This window comes from Mucilaginibacter sp. P2_A5, from assembly GCF_056404995.1.
This window is the reverse complement of record NZ_JBFUCY010000016.1, coordinates 133,467-150,736: the sequence shown is the minus strand read 5'-3', so window position 1 is coordinate 150,736 and position 17,270 is coordinate 133,467. Positions and strand designations below refer to the sequence as shown.

Genomic DNA, 17,270 nt, shown 5'->3' with positions numbered 1-17,270 from the left:
GAAAATTATTATTGGCGGCGTTGTGCTTTTTCCCAAACGGCACTTTGGGTGGTGGTAAAGTACCTGATGATGCCGGCCAATACGGCGTAATTCATCACGCAAAAATAATAGGGAATAAACAATACTTTTATGCGCAACTGTTTTTTCTCCATGATATAACCTAAAAATGCCAGCAGGTAAAATAGTACCTGGGCAAACAGCAGCAACTGCCATCCGGTTGCGCCGGGCTCAAAAGCCAGGGCAATATTCAGCACAAACGATAAGATGAGTAGGAAAGGCGTAATTGTCCACCGCAGTACCCGGTGGCTGATGTACTGGAACGATAGTATTGGGTAAGGGAAAGGATTAAACAAACTTTTTAAACGCAATATGGATTGGATACCACCGGCCGCTATCCGGATTTTCCGTTTTAACTCTTCAGATACATTTGCCGATGCAGTTTCGGTGGCATAGGCTTCAGGTTCATAAACAATGCGATAGCCCTTTTCGGCAATCAGCATCGATATCATAAAATCATCCAATACCGTATCGGCCTGTACCGGTAGGTAAAGCGAACGCCTTACGCTGAACAGTTCACCGGCTGCACCAACAACCGAATATAATTCAGAATCCCACTTTTTAAGTGCCGATTCATATTTCCAGTAAAAACCTTCGCCGGCAGCGCTTGCATCGGCGTTTTCATCAAAATGCACGCGTTTTTCGCCGGCCACCGCGCCAACGGTCGGGTCGGCGTAATGCCTGCAAATCTTTATCAGCGCATCTTTGTTCAAAAAGGTGTTGGCATCGGTGAAAACAACGGCGTCTGTATTCACAAACTCCATAGCACGATGTACGGCAGCTATTTTGCCCGCGCGCTGCGGCTGATGTAAAAGCTGAATTTGGGGATATCCGGCAATAATCCCCGGCGTGTTATCCGACGAGCCATCGGTGATAAAAATGATTTTTAATTTACCGGCGGGGTAGTTAAGCAACAAGCTATTGGCTATTTTTTCTTTTATAAAAAACTCTTCGTTATAGGCTGCCACAACCAGGGTGCAGGTTGGGAGGGCGCTCAAATCCTCGGCGATAGGTTTTTTCGGCCCCCTCACCATTCTTTTCAGTTTTATAATAAAGTATAGCAGGATGCCGTATCCTGCAAACGTATAAAACACAATAAATAGGCTTAACAGTAAAATTATTTTCATGCTATAGTATTTATGGGGTAACCTAAGTTGGTGCTGTTTTTTGAGTGGGTTAAATTCCACCAAACTGCTTTAAAAAGCATGGATATAAAATTGTAATTTTTGTTTTTTATATAAGCTACCAGGTTACGCGGCACTACCAGCAACAGGAAGTAAACAAAAAAGAATACCTTTTTATACAGTGGGGCATTACGCCGCGTAAACAAAATGCGGTTGCGGTTCATGAAATATTCCTTGAGCTTACTTTTTTTGCCTACGGATGTCGATTCTTTATGATAAATCAACGCGTCTGTATTTACCCAGGCCGTGTAACCGGCCCTCTTGATCATTTCGCACCAGTCTACTTCTTCGTAATACAGGAAAAAATTTTCGGCCATGAGCCCGGCTTTGTCAATAGCTTCTTTTTTTACCATCATGGCCGCTCCATGGCAGTAGGCCGTTGGCCCTATAATATGATTAAACTGCCCCTGGTCTTTTTGTTTTAATCCAATGCAACTGTTGCGGCAGGTGTAATAATCCATAGGCGTATAGCCGGCATATTGAATTAAACCCTTGTCGCTATAATATTTTATCATAGGCGAGATGATACCTACATCATCATGTGTTTCTAAAGTATCTACCAGGCTATCTATCAGTCCGGGAGTAAATTCGGTATCGTTATTAACCAGGAAAATATAATCGCCGGTGGCCTGTTTAATGCCCAGGTTATTACCACCCGCAAAGCCCAGGTTAATATCCGACCGGATGGATTTCATGTCGGGATATTTTGCCAGCCATCCGGGTACCGGGTTTATTTTGCTGGCGTTATCCACCACAATTATTTCCAGGTTGGCGTAGGCGTTGTTTTTTTCTATGGATGACAGCAACTCTTCGGTAACTGCCGGCTGGTTAAAATTTACGGTTACAACAGATACTTTTTTCATCTATGCTGTTAATGTACATGCTACTAAGCAGCAGTATGGTCATGTGTGGTATGTATGAATTTTTTGTTGGCGCCCTTTAACTTGAATAACAGCAACAACATAGTGAAAAATATCAGCGGCAGCTTAAGTGCAGCTTTCAGCAATTGGATGTTAAAGTAGGGGCCTGGTATAGCAGCAAGAATACCAACATAGCAGCATAAGGTGGCAAGCCCCCACAATTGCCATGACGGCCCAACGCCCGGCGTTAACCACCACAGGAATAATGAAATGAATAACATAAAAGGCATCAATCCCAGCATCAACACCCTTGGTAATATCGACATTTGGTATATTTCGTTAAAATAGTCAAAGTTACCTCTCAAAAATAATTCGCTAAAGCCGCTCATGCCGTATTTACGCAACAGGTTAAACTGGGCCGAAAGCCATCTTTTACGCTGTTTTTTAAATACTTCGGGGTTGCTTACCTTCTCATCATATACATATGCTTTTTCGGCGTAGGCAACGCCAATTTTCTGGCGGGTAAGTATCAGGCCCATTTCTTTATCAAAGCCCCCAACAGCGTCAATCTGGCTCATGGTAGTTTTGAATAAGCTATATTCCAGCGCCATTCCCGAACCAATAATAGCAGCCGAAAGGTTAAAAACCCGTTGTGCCTTCCTGAAAATGTGGTTGTTAATCTCTTCACTTATGCCGTCAAGCACCGCTACCTTGGTATTGCTGTTTTTGGCTATTCTGTGGCCTTGTACTACCTTTTCGCCTGCCTGGAGGTAGTTGTTTATCTGGTACAAAAAGTCGGGCGCAGCTACGTTGTCAATATCATAAACTATGGCCGCGTCAAATCCGGGCACCGTATTTTCAATGGCTTTGTTCAGCGCTTTTGATTTGGTGCTGTTTTCAAAAAACACCTCAACAACCTGCAACGGCATCTGCCTTAGCTTCACCAAAGTTTCGGGCTTAAGCGAATCGGCTATAACACATACATGAAATTTGTCGGCAGGGTAATCAAGCGTTAACGCGTTTGCTGCAGAATTTAATAAAATTTCATCTTCTTTATAAGCGCAGATGTATATAACAAATTTGCTTAATGAAGTAGCAACCGGAGGATATTTTATAGGTACTAATTTCCCTAAAACCGAGAAGATAAAAAGGTACAGGCAATATATTCCCAGGTATATAAAAGCCGCCCACATGATTACCGAAGCAATAAACTTGATGATCTCCATTGTTTATTATGTTTTATAACTTTTACTGTATTTTAATAAAAAAGTTGCGTTATTATTGATTTATCGCTTTAAGCTTTAGCTCTAAATTTAATGCCAAAAGTTTTTCTATCTCAATAACCCGGTGTTCCCAGGTGTTTTCGGCGGCCACTGCAAGTCTTTTTTTCTGCAATTCGGGCGTGTCATTTAAAGCATCGTTTATGGCTATGGTAAATTCTTCGGCAGTTTTGCAGTAAGCAACTGTATCCTTTGTAAAGTCTTTTAAATCGGTATTAAAATTGGATGATACCGTTGGTTTGCCTGAACCAAGATATTCAAAAAGCTTCAACGGGAAAATAGAACTGCTTACCTCATCTTTTTTAAAAGGAATAATGGCTACATCAAAACCTTTTAACACTGCGGGCATTTGCTCATAAGGCACTCCTCCTGTTAAAAAAGCATTGGTACGTTCAAATACCGACATATCAGCATAATTATTATCCACGGGGCCTACAAACGCAAAATTTTTATCGGGGTTTTGGTCTAATAATTCTTTGAGCAAATTGTAATCAACCCGGCGCTCAATGTTGCCAAAGTATCCTATTATTGGTTTGCCAATGCCCAATAAAACCGCTGCTACAGACAATTCAGGATCAAGCGCTTTTTGGCTATGGTTGATGTTTGCTGCGTTTGGAATAAGGTGTGTGTTAGGGTTTAGCTTGAGCTTTTTGTTCCTTAATTCTTTGCTGGTGCAAATTACCAGGTCCACGTTTTTAACAACAATATCTTCGGATATTAAACCATGCCTGGTTTGGTAAACCTCTATCAGCGGGTCGACGCAGTGGTAAACCGTGAGCAATGGCTTTATTAAATTATGAAAGTTGGGGTAGGTGTAGTTGTATGAGTTGATGTAAATGTAATCGGTGATGTTGAATTGTTTTATTACTTTTTTTAATCGCGATGCAACTATCAGTTCATTCATTTTTACAGCCAGGCGATATGTTTTCCCCTCTGGCAACATATTAATGGATGGCACCGGAGGGCAAATCACTATTTTAAGGTTGGGTATTTCTGTTTCAATAATGCTATCGGATGATGAAAAGAAATGCGGCTTTCTGATTTTAAAGGCAGGCGTATCTTTATACATCACATAATCCCTCCAGGTAAAGGGCCTGTCTACGTAGTATACGTTATTGTTTTTAGCCAGGTACTTTGCCAAAGTGTAATTTGTTGACTCCAGGCGTCCATCAAACTGCATCTGTGAAAATATGATGATATTACGGTTCCTGAGCTCCATGCTGAAATTGCCTTGTTTACCTGTTCCTGATTTTTTTGTATGTTGTGCTGATAAGTTCGTTCAATTCAAGATATCCTAAATAAAACATGTCCCTAACAGAAAATTGTAAATGCTTTTTAAGGGCCCAGTAACCAAAAATGGCCCCCGAAAAGAAAGTAAAAATTGACGCTATGGCCACGCCATATAAATTATGAAAAATGAATATCCCTGCAAAATCGGCAATTACATTGATGGTTAACATGATAAAGACTTTTATCATATTTAATTGCGGTTGCCCGATAATATCCAATGTTATTCCAAAAAATCTATCAATAGGAAGCAGCATAACAAAACACATAAATATCCTGAAAATGTTGCCTGCATCCGAGTGCTTGTAATCGGCGCCGAATAATAAACCGATAATTATGTCGGCCAATAAAAAGGAGGCTATAGCTACAGGTATCAGCGCGATTGTAAGCATCCCTGCATATTTTTTCATAATGTAGGCTACATGCTTTTTGTCGTCACGATGTACCGAGGCCGACATAACAGGCAATGCCGTGGCGATAAAGGCCCTTAAGGGGATCTCAAATATCTCCATCAGCCTTTGCGGAATATAATATACGCCGAGTAAATAGGACGGGAACATCATTTTAATGATAATGGTATCTGAACTGCGCAGCAAATATGAGCTGATTGATGTGCCAACACTATATTTACCAAAGTGAGCCATCTCTTTTATTGATGCCCAGCTCTTGCTGGCAATTGTTTTTATTTTTGCCCAGCCGGTAAAAATTGCGATAAGGCTGCTGATAATACTATTTAAACAATAGCAATAAATTGAATTTTGTAAACTGATGTGACCGGTTACAATCAGCAATAATATAAAAAGGAAAAAGCCGCCCTGGTTAATTAACTGCACCAAAAAAAGCCTGTCAAAACGCTGCCCGGCCTGTAATAACCAGGTGGTTATGGTAGTTGGAAGCGAACATAGGTAAACAACACCAAGCCATTTTGTGATGAGGAACATATTGGGGCTTGCGCCGGTGTACGAAAGAAAAATAAACAACAATAAATTACCTAATCCAAAAGTAACTACTATAATTAAGCCAATATACCAGGCCGATCCAGCTATGTTTGCTGCCCTTTCCGGGCTGGCGCCGGCGTAGTATTTTATAAGTGATGTTTGCAAAAAACCGGTCCTGAACGTATCGGCAAGGTTAAATACAACCAGGAAAAATATATAATCGCCAAAGTCGGCTTTAGATAGATGGCGTGCCATTAAACCCAATATGGCCATACCCAAAACCGGCATAATAGCGTTACTTGCTAACGAAAGTGTATGCTTATTAATAAGTTTTTGTATAAACCGCATGGCTTTTTTTGTTACGCCTTTTCCCAGCAATTTGTTGTGAAATTGTATCTTTTTATAACCCTTGCCGGGTTGCCTACCGCTACCGAATAATCGGGTATGCTTTTGGTGATAACACTGCCTGCACCTATTATGGCATGTTTGCCAATAGTTACGCCCGCGGTAACCACACAATTGGCCCCAATCCAGACATTATCATGAATGGTTATGGGTTTGGTAACTACTTTTTGCATCCTTGGAGGAAGTGTTACATCTTCGTAACCATGGTTTAAGCCCGAAATAACGATGTTTTGCGCTAACATTACATAATTGCCCATAGTAACCGGGCCAATAATAACATTGCTGATGCCGATGCCGCAATGGTTGCCTATAATTACGTCGCCTACACCATTGTTGATGGTTGCAAAATCTTCGATAATACTTTTGCTGCCTAATGAGAATTTGTTAAAAGGAAAAACATCCAGCCGTGCATAATACCTTACAACAGCACCTTTGCCGCGCGGATAATAAAATGGCGTAATAAACCAGCGCACCCAGCGCCTGGGTCTTGATTCGCCGGTTGGTATCAGCATCCAGTGGACTAATTTTTTTAACCCCGGGTTTGTTTTTATGGTAGTTATTATCGACATCGGCTCAGTTCAATTCGGTTAATGCTGTTGTATCTTTGTTACTGCCGGTTACCAGGGCTTTTTGTTGCTCCAGGTCTAACCGCATGCAGGCGACAATAATGGCTATTGACAAGTAAAAAATAATATTGGATGGATATTGTACAATGGCCTGCTGCGGAAAATTACCAATGTTAAAGGCAAATACAATTAGTACCATGGCCATACAATAGTTTTTAAGCCTGGGGTCTTTTATCAGGAAAAAGAAGTTAATACCATTTTTTAATACCACAAAAAACAGGGTACAAAACAAGAAGAGGCCTATATAGCCCATCTCGACGGCCACGCGTACATACCCGCTATCGGGCGGAAATTTGGCCAGCATAGAATTAGGGGCGAAGCGCCGCCCCCAAACGCCTACCGACCCAAGCCCGCCACCTATGGGATGCGATAATATATATGGCTTTATTTTTCGTTGATTTTCGGCCCGCACATTATACGATGCATCTTTAGATGGGCTAAAAGCCGATTGGAACCTTTTTATTGCCGGGTTTGAAGTGGGCATTACAATCAGAACAACAAGCATTAAGCCGGCAATAAGTGTTCCGATAAGCACCTTACGATTAAAATTCAGAACAGCCAAAATAAGTAACGAGGCCGGTAACAAAACATAAGCGGCCCTGGTGCCCGAATAAAGCATCACAGTAAGGAAAAACATGGCCATGCAGCCCAGAATTATTTTTTTACGGATATCTATATTGCTCATGATAAGTGCGATACAAAGCAAGGCGCCGATAATCATATTATAGGAGAATGTAACAGGATCAGAAAAGATGCCCGTTTTACGCATGTGGCCGTTTATAAACAACAAACTCACCCGTTGCGGGTCGGAGTACAGCCATTTTTTTTCGAAGGATAAATATCCAAATTTTTCCTGTTGAAATGCCGAGAGCGCCGCGATAACATCAAGCAGGAGCCAGAGTTTAAATAAATATTTTATAAAGGCAACCGTACGGATGTGATAAACAAACACAAAATACATGAGCATAATAAAGCCAACTGTACGTACAGTGTAAATCCAGGCCAGCACCGATGCTGCAGACGGGTTAGCCACTTCAAGCATGTTGTAAGCTAGCCACAATATTATTACAACGCTTATTGGGTTTTTAAAATAACTCCAGTCGTTTTCGCTTTTTTGTTTGAGAAAAAAGCCCAGAATAAGCAAATAGGTTATGGCATCGAGCAAAGTGCCTATTGGGACTTGCGCGGGCAAAAATTCCGAAATGTAGTTGATAAAAAATGAGGCTACCACAAGTACCGTAATCCCAAATTTTGGATAGGCAACAATGCCAACTAAAATGGGTATGCCTATAACAATGGCCATAATAGCCCCTGCGCCAATAATGCCAAGCTTATAAACAACAACGCTTACAAACAAGGCGGCGAGCACCAAAAAAACAAGCACCAAAGGGTTTGAAAACTTTTGGGTCAATAGCCTTTTTCCAAATGTTTCGTTCACTTTAGTATAGTTGGTTGTTTCACGCTGCATTTGCTATGGCCAAAGGGTTTACAAAAACAAAATTTTAATTGCCCATACAAAAACGCCGATAAAGGCTATTGCAATTGCCGCTTTGCGCGACTTGTTTTGAAGTGGTGTTAAATCTTTAAATGGGTCCGGCTTTGCTTCAATGGGGTCTATTCTCATAATACTAAAGCTAAATTACCCTGTTAAAAAATAAACCGGCAAATGTATTTGACAGGGTTATGTTCTCTTTTTATTTGCGGTTGTTTTATTAAGCACCCATCCACCAAATTTGCCGCCCAGCGTTTTTAAAAACACCAGGTGAGGTTTCTGTGCATTGGTTAGTTCTTTATTCGCCTCAAAAATGGCAACGGTTTTGTTGGCAAATAACAACCATTCCTTTGATTTATTTAAAGCAGTTAGCGGGGCTGTATCAATAATAATAATATCGTATTTCGATCTTAGATCGTCAAAGCGGCTTTTAATAAAAGCTTCGTCGGCAATTTCCAGCAATGTAACGTCGCTGCCCCGGTTGCCCAGGGTAGTGGCCGCGCTACTGTCTAAATTCAGATTGTCTAACGGATTGTTTTTAAAATAATCTTCTAAAAACAATGCCGGGCGCAGTACATTTGTTAAATCCGGGCGCTCAAAATTCCCATCAATCAATAACACTTTTTTATTGATCATGGCATAGGAGTAGGCCAGGCTTGCAGCAAAAAGTGTTTTACCCTCATGAGGGCCCAGGCTGGTAACAGCTATAATTTTTTCTCCGCGTAATTCCTGGTCAATTTCAAATCTTACAGATCGCAGCAAATCTTTATACTGCTGCATTTTATCCCGGTTTTCAATATCCCAAAGTTTTTTAAGGTCAAGGTCGGTGCCAGGTATCCTGTTCAGGTAGCCCAATAGCGGTAATTGTGTTTTGTTAACAAGCTCGGCCGGTTCTTTTATTGTATTATCAAAATAAAACATTAAAAACAACACAAACACGCAACCAAAAAACGTTACCACAACGCTTATAACTATCAGCAGCATTTTTTTGGATGGCTGCGGGGCCTCGGGTTCGGCTTTCTCCACCTGTATCAGTTCAATGCTGAAATTGGATTTAAGGTTGGTAGCGTTGTATTTATTCAGCACGTCAAGGTATTCCTGGCTGGCAATATTGATGTCAAAATCGTAAGTTTTTACTTTGGCATCAAACGGAACAAGGCGTGCAAATTTGGCGTTCAGTTTGGCCAGTTCAGCATTAATAGATTGCAGGCCATATTTGGCCAGGTCGCGTGTTATCTCAAGGGCTAGTTTTTGCTTAACCAAATCATCCTTATGTGTAAGCGGGTTGGTAATATACTGATCTGACGACAGGTTGATCTGCGCCGATAATGATTTTTGAAGCGAATCAAGAGCGGGTTTATATTTAGGATCGTAGTTGCTACGGATATACCTGTTTTGAATAGCATGAAGCTCATCCTGGGTTGCGGTAATAGCCTGGTTAATTTTGCTCGATACCGACTCGAAATATCGTCTGTCGCCTGGTTCAAACCTGGCGTCAATCTTCTTTAAAGCTCCTTCGTATGATGCTATTTCTTTTTCGGCATCCTGTTTTTTGTCGCTATAGCTAATTATTTGGCTAAAAATAGCTCTTGACTGTTCTTCAAGATTTATTATCCCGTTATCTATCTTGTATTGTTGCAACTGGGCGGTTTTATCGCGAAGGGCGTTTCTTTTTTGAACTAAAAGCTCGGATAAAAATGAAACGGCATTTGATTGGTTTTTCTTTACGGTTTGGGTGTAATAGCTAATAAACTGGGTACATAATATATTAACCACATCTGCAGATAATTGCGGGTTGGCCGAATCATAACTTACAGTTATAAAATCGCTGTCTTCGTCCCGGTAAATAATCAGGTCCTTGCGTAAAGATCCGTCGTCATATTTCATGGAGTGTAACAGGTCGTTCAAAATCTTCTCCTGTTTGTTATAAAGTAACAGGGGTTCAAAGTGGTTGAATTTGTACTCAAAAAGCTTTAATGCGGCGTCGCGTTCATATTCAGCCATTTCTGCAAGCATCTGGCTTGGTTTGCTATATGGGTAGGCGGGGTATTTTAAGTCATGTATAATTAGCGAGTAGGAAACCTGGCTAACTATTTTCTTAAGCTTCATAATGGCCATCAGGTTACTAAACTCGCTGAATGCCTGTTGCGCCTGGATGCTTGCGTTTGCATCTTTATCCAGCAGGTGCCGCGATGCATCAATTATACCTGTAGCAATTTGCGCATGTGAAATATAGGTGTCGGGCAGTTTTTTAACCAAAAAAAATGTGCCTATACCTGCTATAAGCGGTATAAAAATGAGTACTAACCGGTATTTTTTTAATAATTTAAAAAAAAAGCTTAACTCCATCTTTACTTTATGTCTTCCAGTTTAATTCCCAATAGTTCTTCCAGGTTTGTTTTGGCTGTCCAGGTAGCCAGTTCCGCCTGCAACATAAACGCGTTTTGATTGTAATACGTGGTCAGTTGTTCGTTATATATCTGGAATGTGGTTTCTCCCTTTTGAAATGCGTATTTAAGTTGTTTAACGGCAGTGCCGGCATCTGTTACCGCGCCCGAACGAAGCCTCAATTCGGCCATAGCTGCCAGGTAAGCAAAATAAAATTTCTTTACCTGTGCTTCAAGGTTAAGCATATATTCGGCCTGTTGGTATTGTGCTATTTTATAGCTTTCATTTGCAGCACTTGTTATTGATGGGTTTTTAAGGATTTGCCCTATATTAAGCGTTATGGCCAGTTGGTAGCCTTTAAAAATAGTTGGGCGTGCCTGGTTAACTAAATTTTGCGGGCTATAAATGTAGGATGCCGTTAATCCGTCCAGCCACGCAAATTTTGTTTGATTGTAAGTGCTGCGGGCTATTTTAACCTGGCTTTGCCTTGCTTTAACCTCCGGATAGTTCTTTTTAGCTGTGGCAATCAGCTTATCCAGGTATGCCATGTTTACAGTGTTTATAAAAGTTTCCTGGGCGCATACCTGCCTGGAAAACAGTGTGATGGTTAACAAAAAGCAAGCAACTACTATATTTCTGTTCATTAAATTATACTTTTTCTTTTTGAAAGAGGGCCGGTATAGTACCGGCAATAATCCGTAAATCTAACCAAATAGAATACTTTTGGGCATAAAAATTATCCAGTTTTTTTCTTTCTCTTTCAGACATATCTTCTTTTCCCCGTTTGCTTATCTGCCATAAGCCGGTAAGCCCCGCGGGGCCCAGGAACCTCATCGACCACTCATTTGATGTCAGCATCTCGGCTTCGTACACAGGCAAAGGGCGGTTACCTACCACCGACATATCGCCCCTGAGGATGTTGAAAAGCTGGGGGAGTTCGTCGAGGCTGGAGTTGCGTAAAAAATTACCAAGCCTGGTAATGCGCGGGTCGTTTTTTATTTTTACAAAAGCCGCTTTACCGGCGCCTCCTTCATTCGCATATTGGTTGCTCTCGGTGGATAGCTTGGCCAATAACTGATCGGCATCGGTACGCATCGATCTGAACTTATAAAAATCAAACACTTTATATCCCGTACCAACACGCTTACTCTTATAAAATACAGGCCCTTTTGAATCTAATTTAATAGCTATGGCTACAAGCAGGTAAATGGGCGACAGGAAGAAAAGCATCGAACATGATATAACCAGGTCGATAATTCGTTTCCCGAAAGGCATTTTATAGGTAGTATCAACTTCTTTTGAAAGTTCGAGCAGCTTTGGCTTTATCAGCTTAAAAGTTACCAGGAAGTTAAGCCTTTCGCGCAGGTCATCAACAGAAAAAGGTACGCTATAAAAATCATGTACCCTTAATTGAAGCGCTTTTTGCTTAAGGCTTTTATCGTTTTGGGTTGATAGCAATACGATGATAGACCCATTGAGTAAAAAGCTTCTTTTTATAGCCTCTACCATCGCAAAACATTTGCCTTCGGCATCAACTTCCATCAGGATGATATCCGGAACAGTTAAAATAGATTGCTCGCCCAAATAAACGTCAAGTTGGGTGATGGTATCGTTACAAACGATATTAAAATTACCAAGGCCGCTTAATATGAGGTCCTTTAACTCCAACCCCGCGTAAGCAATCCTGATGTGTGAGCCGGAATTTTCGTTCCAATCAGACGTTTGTCGATTCATAAACTTGTAGAAGTTGGTTAATTGCTGATTTGAGTTCGTTCGGCTTAAAAGGTTTGTGCATGTAAGCGTCAATTTTGAATGGCATATTGCTCACCTGCTCATCCAGGTCATGTGCTGCAGACAATAACAATACCGGGATATCGCGGTAAAAACCACTTATTTTAACATTTTTTGCAAATGATTGCCCGTCAAAATAAGGCATCTGAAGGTCAGAGAGGATCAGGTCGGGAAGGTGTCCTTCTTCCAGCCAGCTAAACGCCTCGATGCCATTGTTTTTAACAACGCAATTGTAATCTTTTGAAAGGATAAAACTGAGTAACTTTAATATGCTTAAATCGTCATCGACAATTAGTAACGTTTTCTTCATATGGTTAATTTGGGAACCAGCGTTAAAGCGGTTAAAACATGTAAACTAATAATAATTTCAGGGGCCGCCAGGGCTTTAATTATATACAAATTCCTATATTTCTTATTGATTTGCAAAACGATCAGGTATACGTTAAAAAGAGGTTTAATGTTTTGTTTTTGACTGATATTCCTAAAAACCTACGCCGGTTAACCAGTTTGCACGCATTCAGACAATTACTGTACCGAAAATACGGATAAAAAATTTACCACAAGCACCAATAATGTTTTTATTTGCTAACAAGTCTTTTACTCAAAATGTTCGCGTCAATTACGATATTGCTGTGTTTTTCATTGAAGATACCGTGCCGGGGTGTACTCCGCAATTGAGGAATTTTTTCCCATCTGAAGGAGGTGGCTTTTAAAACGGGAAAAAATTTACCTGATACGGTATGATCGCTTAAGTGTGAATAAATATTTAATTGCTGATTTATATTTTTGACATTAAAGGAGATTAAAGGCAGTGAACAAGTTTGCAAAAAATAAGCATATAATCATGTATGGCGGTTCGCTGGCCGTACTGCTTTTTTTAATGAAATGGCTGGAATACCGGTTTATTTTAATAGATCATGCATTCGAGATTTATATTGGCGCCATCGCCATTGTTTTTACTTCGCTTGGCATCTGGCTGGCATTAAAATTAAGCTCACCAAAAGTTAAAACGATACAGGTTGAAAAAGAGGTTTATATTTATGCCAATGATAATTTTGTTTTAAACGAAACCGCTTTAACCCAACTTAATTTAAGCAGGCGCGAGATGGAGGTGTTGCAGTTAATGGCCGATGGTTTAAGTAACCAGGAGATTGCCGCCCGGTTATTTTTATCGTTAAATACGGTTAAAACACATTCGTCGCGTTTGTTTGAAAAGCTGGAAGTTGAACGTCGTACCCAGGCTGTTGATAAAGCTAAAAAACTGGGTATCATTGCCTGATAAAGTTGGTACTTTGGTATGATTTAAGCAAAATCACCCTAAAGTATGACCGCGTTGCAGACTCAAAGCCCCAAATTTGTACCATAGATTTAAACTTAAAACAATGAAAAAAAATGTAATCGTTTTTGGATTAATTGCAGGTGCAATAGTATCCGGTTTGATGGCAGTTACCATGGCAATGTGTTATGCCAACGGGCACACCAATGGCAGCATGTACTTAGGGTATGCTACTATGCTTATTGCTTTCTCCATGATATTTGTAGCTGTTAAAAACTACCGGGATAAATATAACGGCGGCGAGATAACTTTTGGAAAAGGATTTATGATAGGGCTTTATATCGCGCTTATCGCATCTACCTGTTATGTAGTTAGCTGGCTGATAATTTACTACAACTTTATGCCCGATTTTATGGAAAGATATGCAGCCCAGGTGCTTGCCGAAGCCAAGGCCGCCGGAGCAAGCGCAAAAGAACTGAGCGATGAGACTGCTAAAATGGATTCATACAAGCAAATGTATAAGAACCCCGTTTTTATAATGTTATTTACTTACATGGAAATATTGCCCGTAGGCTTAATTATAGCCGTTATTGCCGCTTTAATATTAAAAAAGAAACCGAATAATAATCTGGTGATTACGGGTTAAGTCTGAAGTCTTAAGTACTAAGCCCGAAGTCATAAGCCGGTGTTTCTTTTTTCGACTTAATACTTTGGGCTTAGTACTTAAGACTTTGGACTTAGTATCATTTAGCTTCTTCAATAACCGACAGGATATTACCTGCCGGGTCATTAAACCAGGCTATGGTGGGGCCGCCGGCTGTAAAAATGCCTTTTTCGTTGGTTTTAAAGTTTTCGTCGTTGTAAACTATAAATTTAACGCCGCGCGCTGTTAATTCATCTACAGCTTTTTCAACGTCTGGTACCGGGAAGTTAAGTATAGTAAAAGTGGCTGGCTCATGGTTGGGCTTCGGGTATATCACAATCGCATTGCCACCCAAAACCTCCAGGTGTAAAATGCCAGGCATTTCGGTGTCGTCTTTTACTTCCAGGCCCAATGTTTTGCCGTAAAACTCCTTTGCTTTCCCGATGTCGTTTACCGAAAAGCTGCTGAATGCTTTGCTTTCTTTTAACATGATGTTCTCCTTTTATTATAACGTTATTATAACAATTAACCATAACGGATTTTGTTTGCGTATTAAAGCTAATCGGTTAATACCTCGGCGCGATAGCCAAAGCGTTGTAAAAAAAGTATCATCGTGTGAGGGCATATGGTTCCGTTGCTGCATTGCACCCGCAATATGTTATCACAATCGTCCAGGTCGAAATTTGCGTGATAGCCGGCAAATGTCTTATGGATTTCGGTTAATAACACTTTGGCGTATTTACGCCTGTTTACATTGGTTTTAAAAACTTCTACCGTCATAACAGTTTGATTTTTTAATCCGTGTGTATATCTTATTTATTTTGCCGTGAATAACGGCGCGTATTTTTCACGTTGGGTATAAGCCAGGAATAATACACCTGCCAGCAACGGGATAACCACAGTAAGGCCCGATGGCGATAAAAATGCATTTACTAAAACAATATTTACCATTACCGGGAATAAAACTACCAAAGCCAGCGCAACATACCTGCCAAATAATAAAAGCAGCGCGCAAACCAATTCGGTTATTTTTATAAGCAGCATTAAATAACCCGAGGCAGCCAATCCATCGTTAAAAATTTTCATATTGCCTGTTACAGCGGGCATCGGGAATGCATGGAAGTAAACCATGGCAAAATAACTTACCGATGCAAACAGGAACATCAGGGCTACCAGTGTACGTACAATAATTACAGCGATTTTCATAAAATTTTGTTTTTTAGCGTGATTGGTTATTATTCAGTTGATTTTAATTGGTTAAACTTTTTCCAGAAATAGTAGGTCACAAACAAGAATACAAGCATGATGATAGGAGGAATGAACTCACTCATGGCATCGCCCGCAAAAGCCCTTGACGCGATGGCGCCAAAAAAAGTAAACGAAAAACCGGCATAAGCCCATTCTTTAACTGTCTTGTATTTGTTTTGCAATATAGCTGTTACCCCAAGCAATTTGGCAGTGCCCACTATCACCATAAAATAAATGGGATAACCCAGGTGTTGCAGCACATCAATGCCTGCCTGTTGCTTAGTAACTCCGCCAAAACCGTCACCGGCCATAGCTAATGCCAGTAAAATTGTTAACACCCAATAGGTGATCTTAATCGTTTTCGCGCTCATAACCGTCAACGTTATTGTGGGCGGTTAGGTGAATAGCTTACCATCCATGATATGCCGAATTTATCGGTAAACCATCCAAAAAGGTCGCCCCACTCGGCCATGGCAAGCGGCACCATAACCTGGCCGCCCGCAGATAATGCGGAAAATATGGTTTCGGCTTCTTCCTTGCTATCGGCATTGATGGAAACATGATAGTTATTACCTTGTTTGTAGCCCATGCCCATTTCACCAATGCTATCGGTAGCCATCAGGATGTTTTTGCCTATGGGCAGGGCAATGTGCATTAATTTGTCTTTGTCAGCTTCGGCTACGTTCTCAGACCCTCCCGGCGAATCTTTAAAACGTATCACGGCCAAAAACTCGCCGCCAAATACTGATTTGTAAAAATTAAAAGCTTCTTCGGTTGTACCGGGGAGATTCAAATAAGGATTAATTGTTGCCATGGTAGTTGAGGTTTTAAGTAGTTAAATTTCTGTTGATTGATAATGTAAATCTACAGTCATTAAATATAAACCAAAAGGGTGTAATACGACAATTAAAGGGTATAATTATGACACAAAATTATCTTCCGGAAATAAACCTGTACAGGTAAGGCGCTTTATGCGCGCCGCCGGTAAATTTTTTTGCTATCCGCTCTAATATGCCCAGGCTTAGCATCTTACGCTGAAAGGCCGCCCTGATGAGTTTTTTGTTCAGGATGGTTTCGTACAGGCTTTGTAAATCGCCCATGGTAAAATCATCGGTGAGCAGGTTAAAGCCTATCAGTTTCTGATCCAGGTTGGCGCGCAGGGTTTCCAATGCTTTTTGGATGATAAGCCGGTGATCCTGCATTAGCACAGGCAAATCATCAAGGCCATACCAATCGCAACTATCCGAGATACTATCGGGGGTAGGGATGGCTTTTGTAAAATCTACCAGCGCGTAAAATCCTATAGATACAAAACGCTTCAACAGCCAATGATCGGCCGGGGGGATCTTGCCACTTACAGACATAATCTTTTTTAGTGGCTCCGGGTCATGCCTGCTTCTGTCGCCAAAAACATAAAACTGGTCAAGGAAGATGTTTTTTAGGCCCGTGCGATCAAATAATACCCGTCGCGCAGCTTCATTAACATCTTCGTAATCATGAATAAAACCACCGGGCAAGGCATACAAACCGGTATTTTTATAGGCAAGCAGCAAAACTTTAAGCTGTTTGTCATGAAAGCCAAAAATTACCGCGTCAATAGCCAGGCCGGGCAAATAGCCTTCGCCTTTTGCATCAGCTTCCTGTTTTTTGAATTCGTTATTGTTTGCAGGCATATATATCGTAGCAATTAACAAAAAAATTTGTTAGCTGCGTAAAATTAATTATTATTGTAACATAATGATACAATAACATATCTAATGTTTGTATTAATTCTCACTAACCAATTATAAACCAC

19 protein-coding genes are annotated in these 17,270 nt (G+C 40.7%); 2 read left to right on the top strand and 17 right to left on the bottom strand.

What is annotated here, in order from left to right; all coding sequences use genetic code 11:
* Positions 1-8 precede the first annotated feature (8 nt).
* The 11 genes from AC1DXF_RS15830 to AC1DXF_RS15780 form a co-directional block, all read right to left on the bottom strand.
* Entirely contained in the window at positions 9-1,184 is a 1,176-nt protein-coding gene (locus AC1DXF_RS15830; RefSeq protein ID WP_477449694.1) for a glycosyltransferase family 2 protein, read from the bottom strand.
* On the bottom strand, positions 1,181-2,104 hold the full coding sequence (locus tag AC1DXF_RS15825; protein ID WP_477449693.1) for a glycosyltransferase family 2 protein: 924 nt from the start codon (positions 2,102-2,104) through the stop codon (positions 1,181-1,183). Before AC1DXF_RS15825 ends, AC1DXF_RS15830 begins: the two co-directional genes overlap by 4 nt.
* Positions 2,105-2,127: 23 nt before the next feature.
* A complete protein-coding gene (locus AC1DXF_RS15820; protein ID WP_477449692.1) occupies positions 2,128-3,327 on the bottom strand; it encodes a glycosyltransferase family 2 protein in 1,200 nt (399 codons plus the stop codon).
* A 52-nt stretch (positions 3,328-3,379) separates the two neighbouring features.
* Positions 3,380-4,600: a glycosyltransferase gene (locus AC1DXF_RS15815; protein WP_477449691.1), complete on the bottom strand. Its 1,221-nt coding sequence runs from the start codon at positions 4,598-4,600 to the stop codon at positions 3,380-3,382.
* A gap of 16 nt (positions 4,601-4,616) precedes the next feature.
* Positions 4,617-5,954, bottom strand: a complete 1,338-nt coding sequence (locus AC1DXF_RS15810) for a lipopolysaccharide biosynthesis protein (RefSeq protein ID WP_477449690.1) — start codon at positions 5,952-5,954, stop codon at positions 4,617-4,619.
* 11 nt (positions 5,955-5,965) lie between these two features.
* On the bottom strand, positions 5,966-6,580 hold the full coding sequence (locus AC1DXF_RS15805; protein WP_477449689.1) for an acyltransferase: 615 nt from the start codon (positions 6,578-6,580) through the stop codon (positions 5,966-5,968).
* 4 nt (positions 6,581-6,584) lie between these two features.
* Entirely contained in the window at positions 6,585-8,075 is a 1,491-nt protein-coding gene (locus tag AC1DXF_RS15800) for an O-antigen ligase family protein (protein ID WP_477449688.1), read from the bottom strand.
* Positions 8,076-8,318: 243 nt separating this feature from the next.
* Positions 8,319-10,478, bottom strand: coding sequence for a GumC family protein (locus AC1DXF_RS15795; RefSeq protein WP_477449687.1), 2,160 nt, complete (start codon positions 10,476-10,478; stop codon positions 8,319-8,321).
* A gap of 2 nt (positions 10,479-10,480) precedes the next feature.
* Complete coding sequence (locus AC1DXF_RS15790; RefSeq protein WP_477449686.1) at positions 10,481-11,161, bottom strand: TolC family protein; 681 nt, start codon at positions 11,159-11,161, stop codon at positions 10,481-10,483.
* A 4-nt stretch (positions 11,162-11,165) separates the two neighbouring features.
* A complete protein-coding gene (locus tag AC1DXF_RS15785) occupies positions 11,166-12,251 on the bottom strand; it encodes a sugar transferase (protein WP_477449685.1) in 1,086 nt (361 codons plus the stop codon).
* Positions 12,232-12,618: a response regulator gene (locus tag AC1DXF_RS15780; RefSeq protein WP_090650835.1), complete on the bottom strand. Its 387-nt coding sequence runs from the start codon at positions 12,616-12,618 to the stop codon at positions 12,232-12,234. Before AC1DXF_RS15780 ends, AC1DXF_RS15785 begins: the two co-directional genes overlap by 20 nt.
* A 501-nt stretch (positions 12,619-13,119) precedes the next feature.
* On the opposite strand from AC1DXF_RS15780, the gene AC1DXF_RS15775 reads away from it, so the two are divergent.
* Both AC1DXF_RS15775 and AC1DXF_RS15770 read left to right on the top strand, forming a co-directional pair.
* Positions 13,120-13,587, top strand: coding sequence for a response regulator transcription factor (locus AC1DXF_RS15775; RefSeq protein WP_477449684.1), 468 nt, complete (start codon positions 13,120-13,122; stop codon positions 13,585-13,587).
* 103 nt (positions 13,588-13,690) lie between these two features.
* A complete protein-coding gene (locus tag AC1DXF_RS15770; RefSeq protein WP_477449683.1) occupies positions 13,691-14,230 on the top strand; it encodes a DUF4199 domain-containing protein in 540 nt (179 codons plus the stop codon).
* Positions 14,231-14,327: 97 nt separating this feature from the next.
* Here AC1DXF_RS15770 and AC1DXF_RS15765 read toward each other — a convergent pair whose 3' ends face one another.
* From AC1DXF_RS15765 to AC1DXF_RS15740, 6 genes are all read right to left on the bottom strand, one after another.
* Positions 14,328-14,717, bottom strand: a complete 390-nt coding sequence (locus AC1DXF_RS15765; protein ID WP_477449682.1) for a VOC family protein — start codon at positions 14,715-14,717, stop codon at positions 14,328-14,330.
* A gap of 68 nt (positions 14,718-14,785) precedes the next feature.
* Positions 14,786-15,007, bottom strand: a complete 222-nt coding sequence (locus AC1DXF_RS15760) for a hypothetical protein (RefSeq protein WP_477449681.1) — start codon at positions 15,005-15,007, stop codon at positions 14,786-14,788.
* A gap of 36 nt (positions 15,008-15,043) precedes the next feature.
* Positions 15,044-15,433 carry a DoxX family protein gene (locus AC1DXF_RS15755; RefSeq protein ID WP_477449680.1) on the bottom strand — a complete coding sequence of 130 codons (390 nt, stop codon included), beginning with the start codon at positions 15,431-15,433 and terminating at the stop codon, positions 15,044-15,046.
* A 29-nt stretch (positions 15,434-15,462) separates the two neighbouring features.
* A complete protein-coding gene (locus tag AC1DXF_RS15750) occupies positions 15,463-15,846 on the bottom strand; it encodes a DoxX family protein (RefSeq protein ID WP_477449679.1) in 384 nt (127 codons plus the stop codon).
* A gap of 11 nt (positions 15,847-15,857) precedes the next feature.
* A complete protein-coding gene (locus tag AC1DXF_RS15745; RefSeq protein WP_477449678.1) occupies positions 15,858-16,289 on the bottom strand; it encodes a VOC family protein in 432 nt (143 codons plus the stop codon).
* Between the two features lie 118 nt (positions 16,290-16,407).
* Positions 16,408-17,148, bottom strand: coding sequence for an NUDIX hydrolase (locus AC1DXF_RS15740; protein WP_477449677.1), 741 nt, complete (start codon positions 17,146-17,148; stop codon positions 16,408-16,410).
* Between the last annotated feature and the right edge of the window lie 122 nt (positions 17,149-17,270).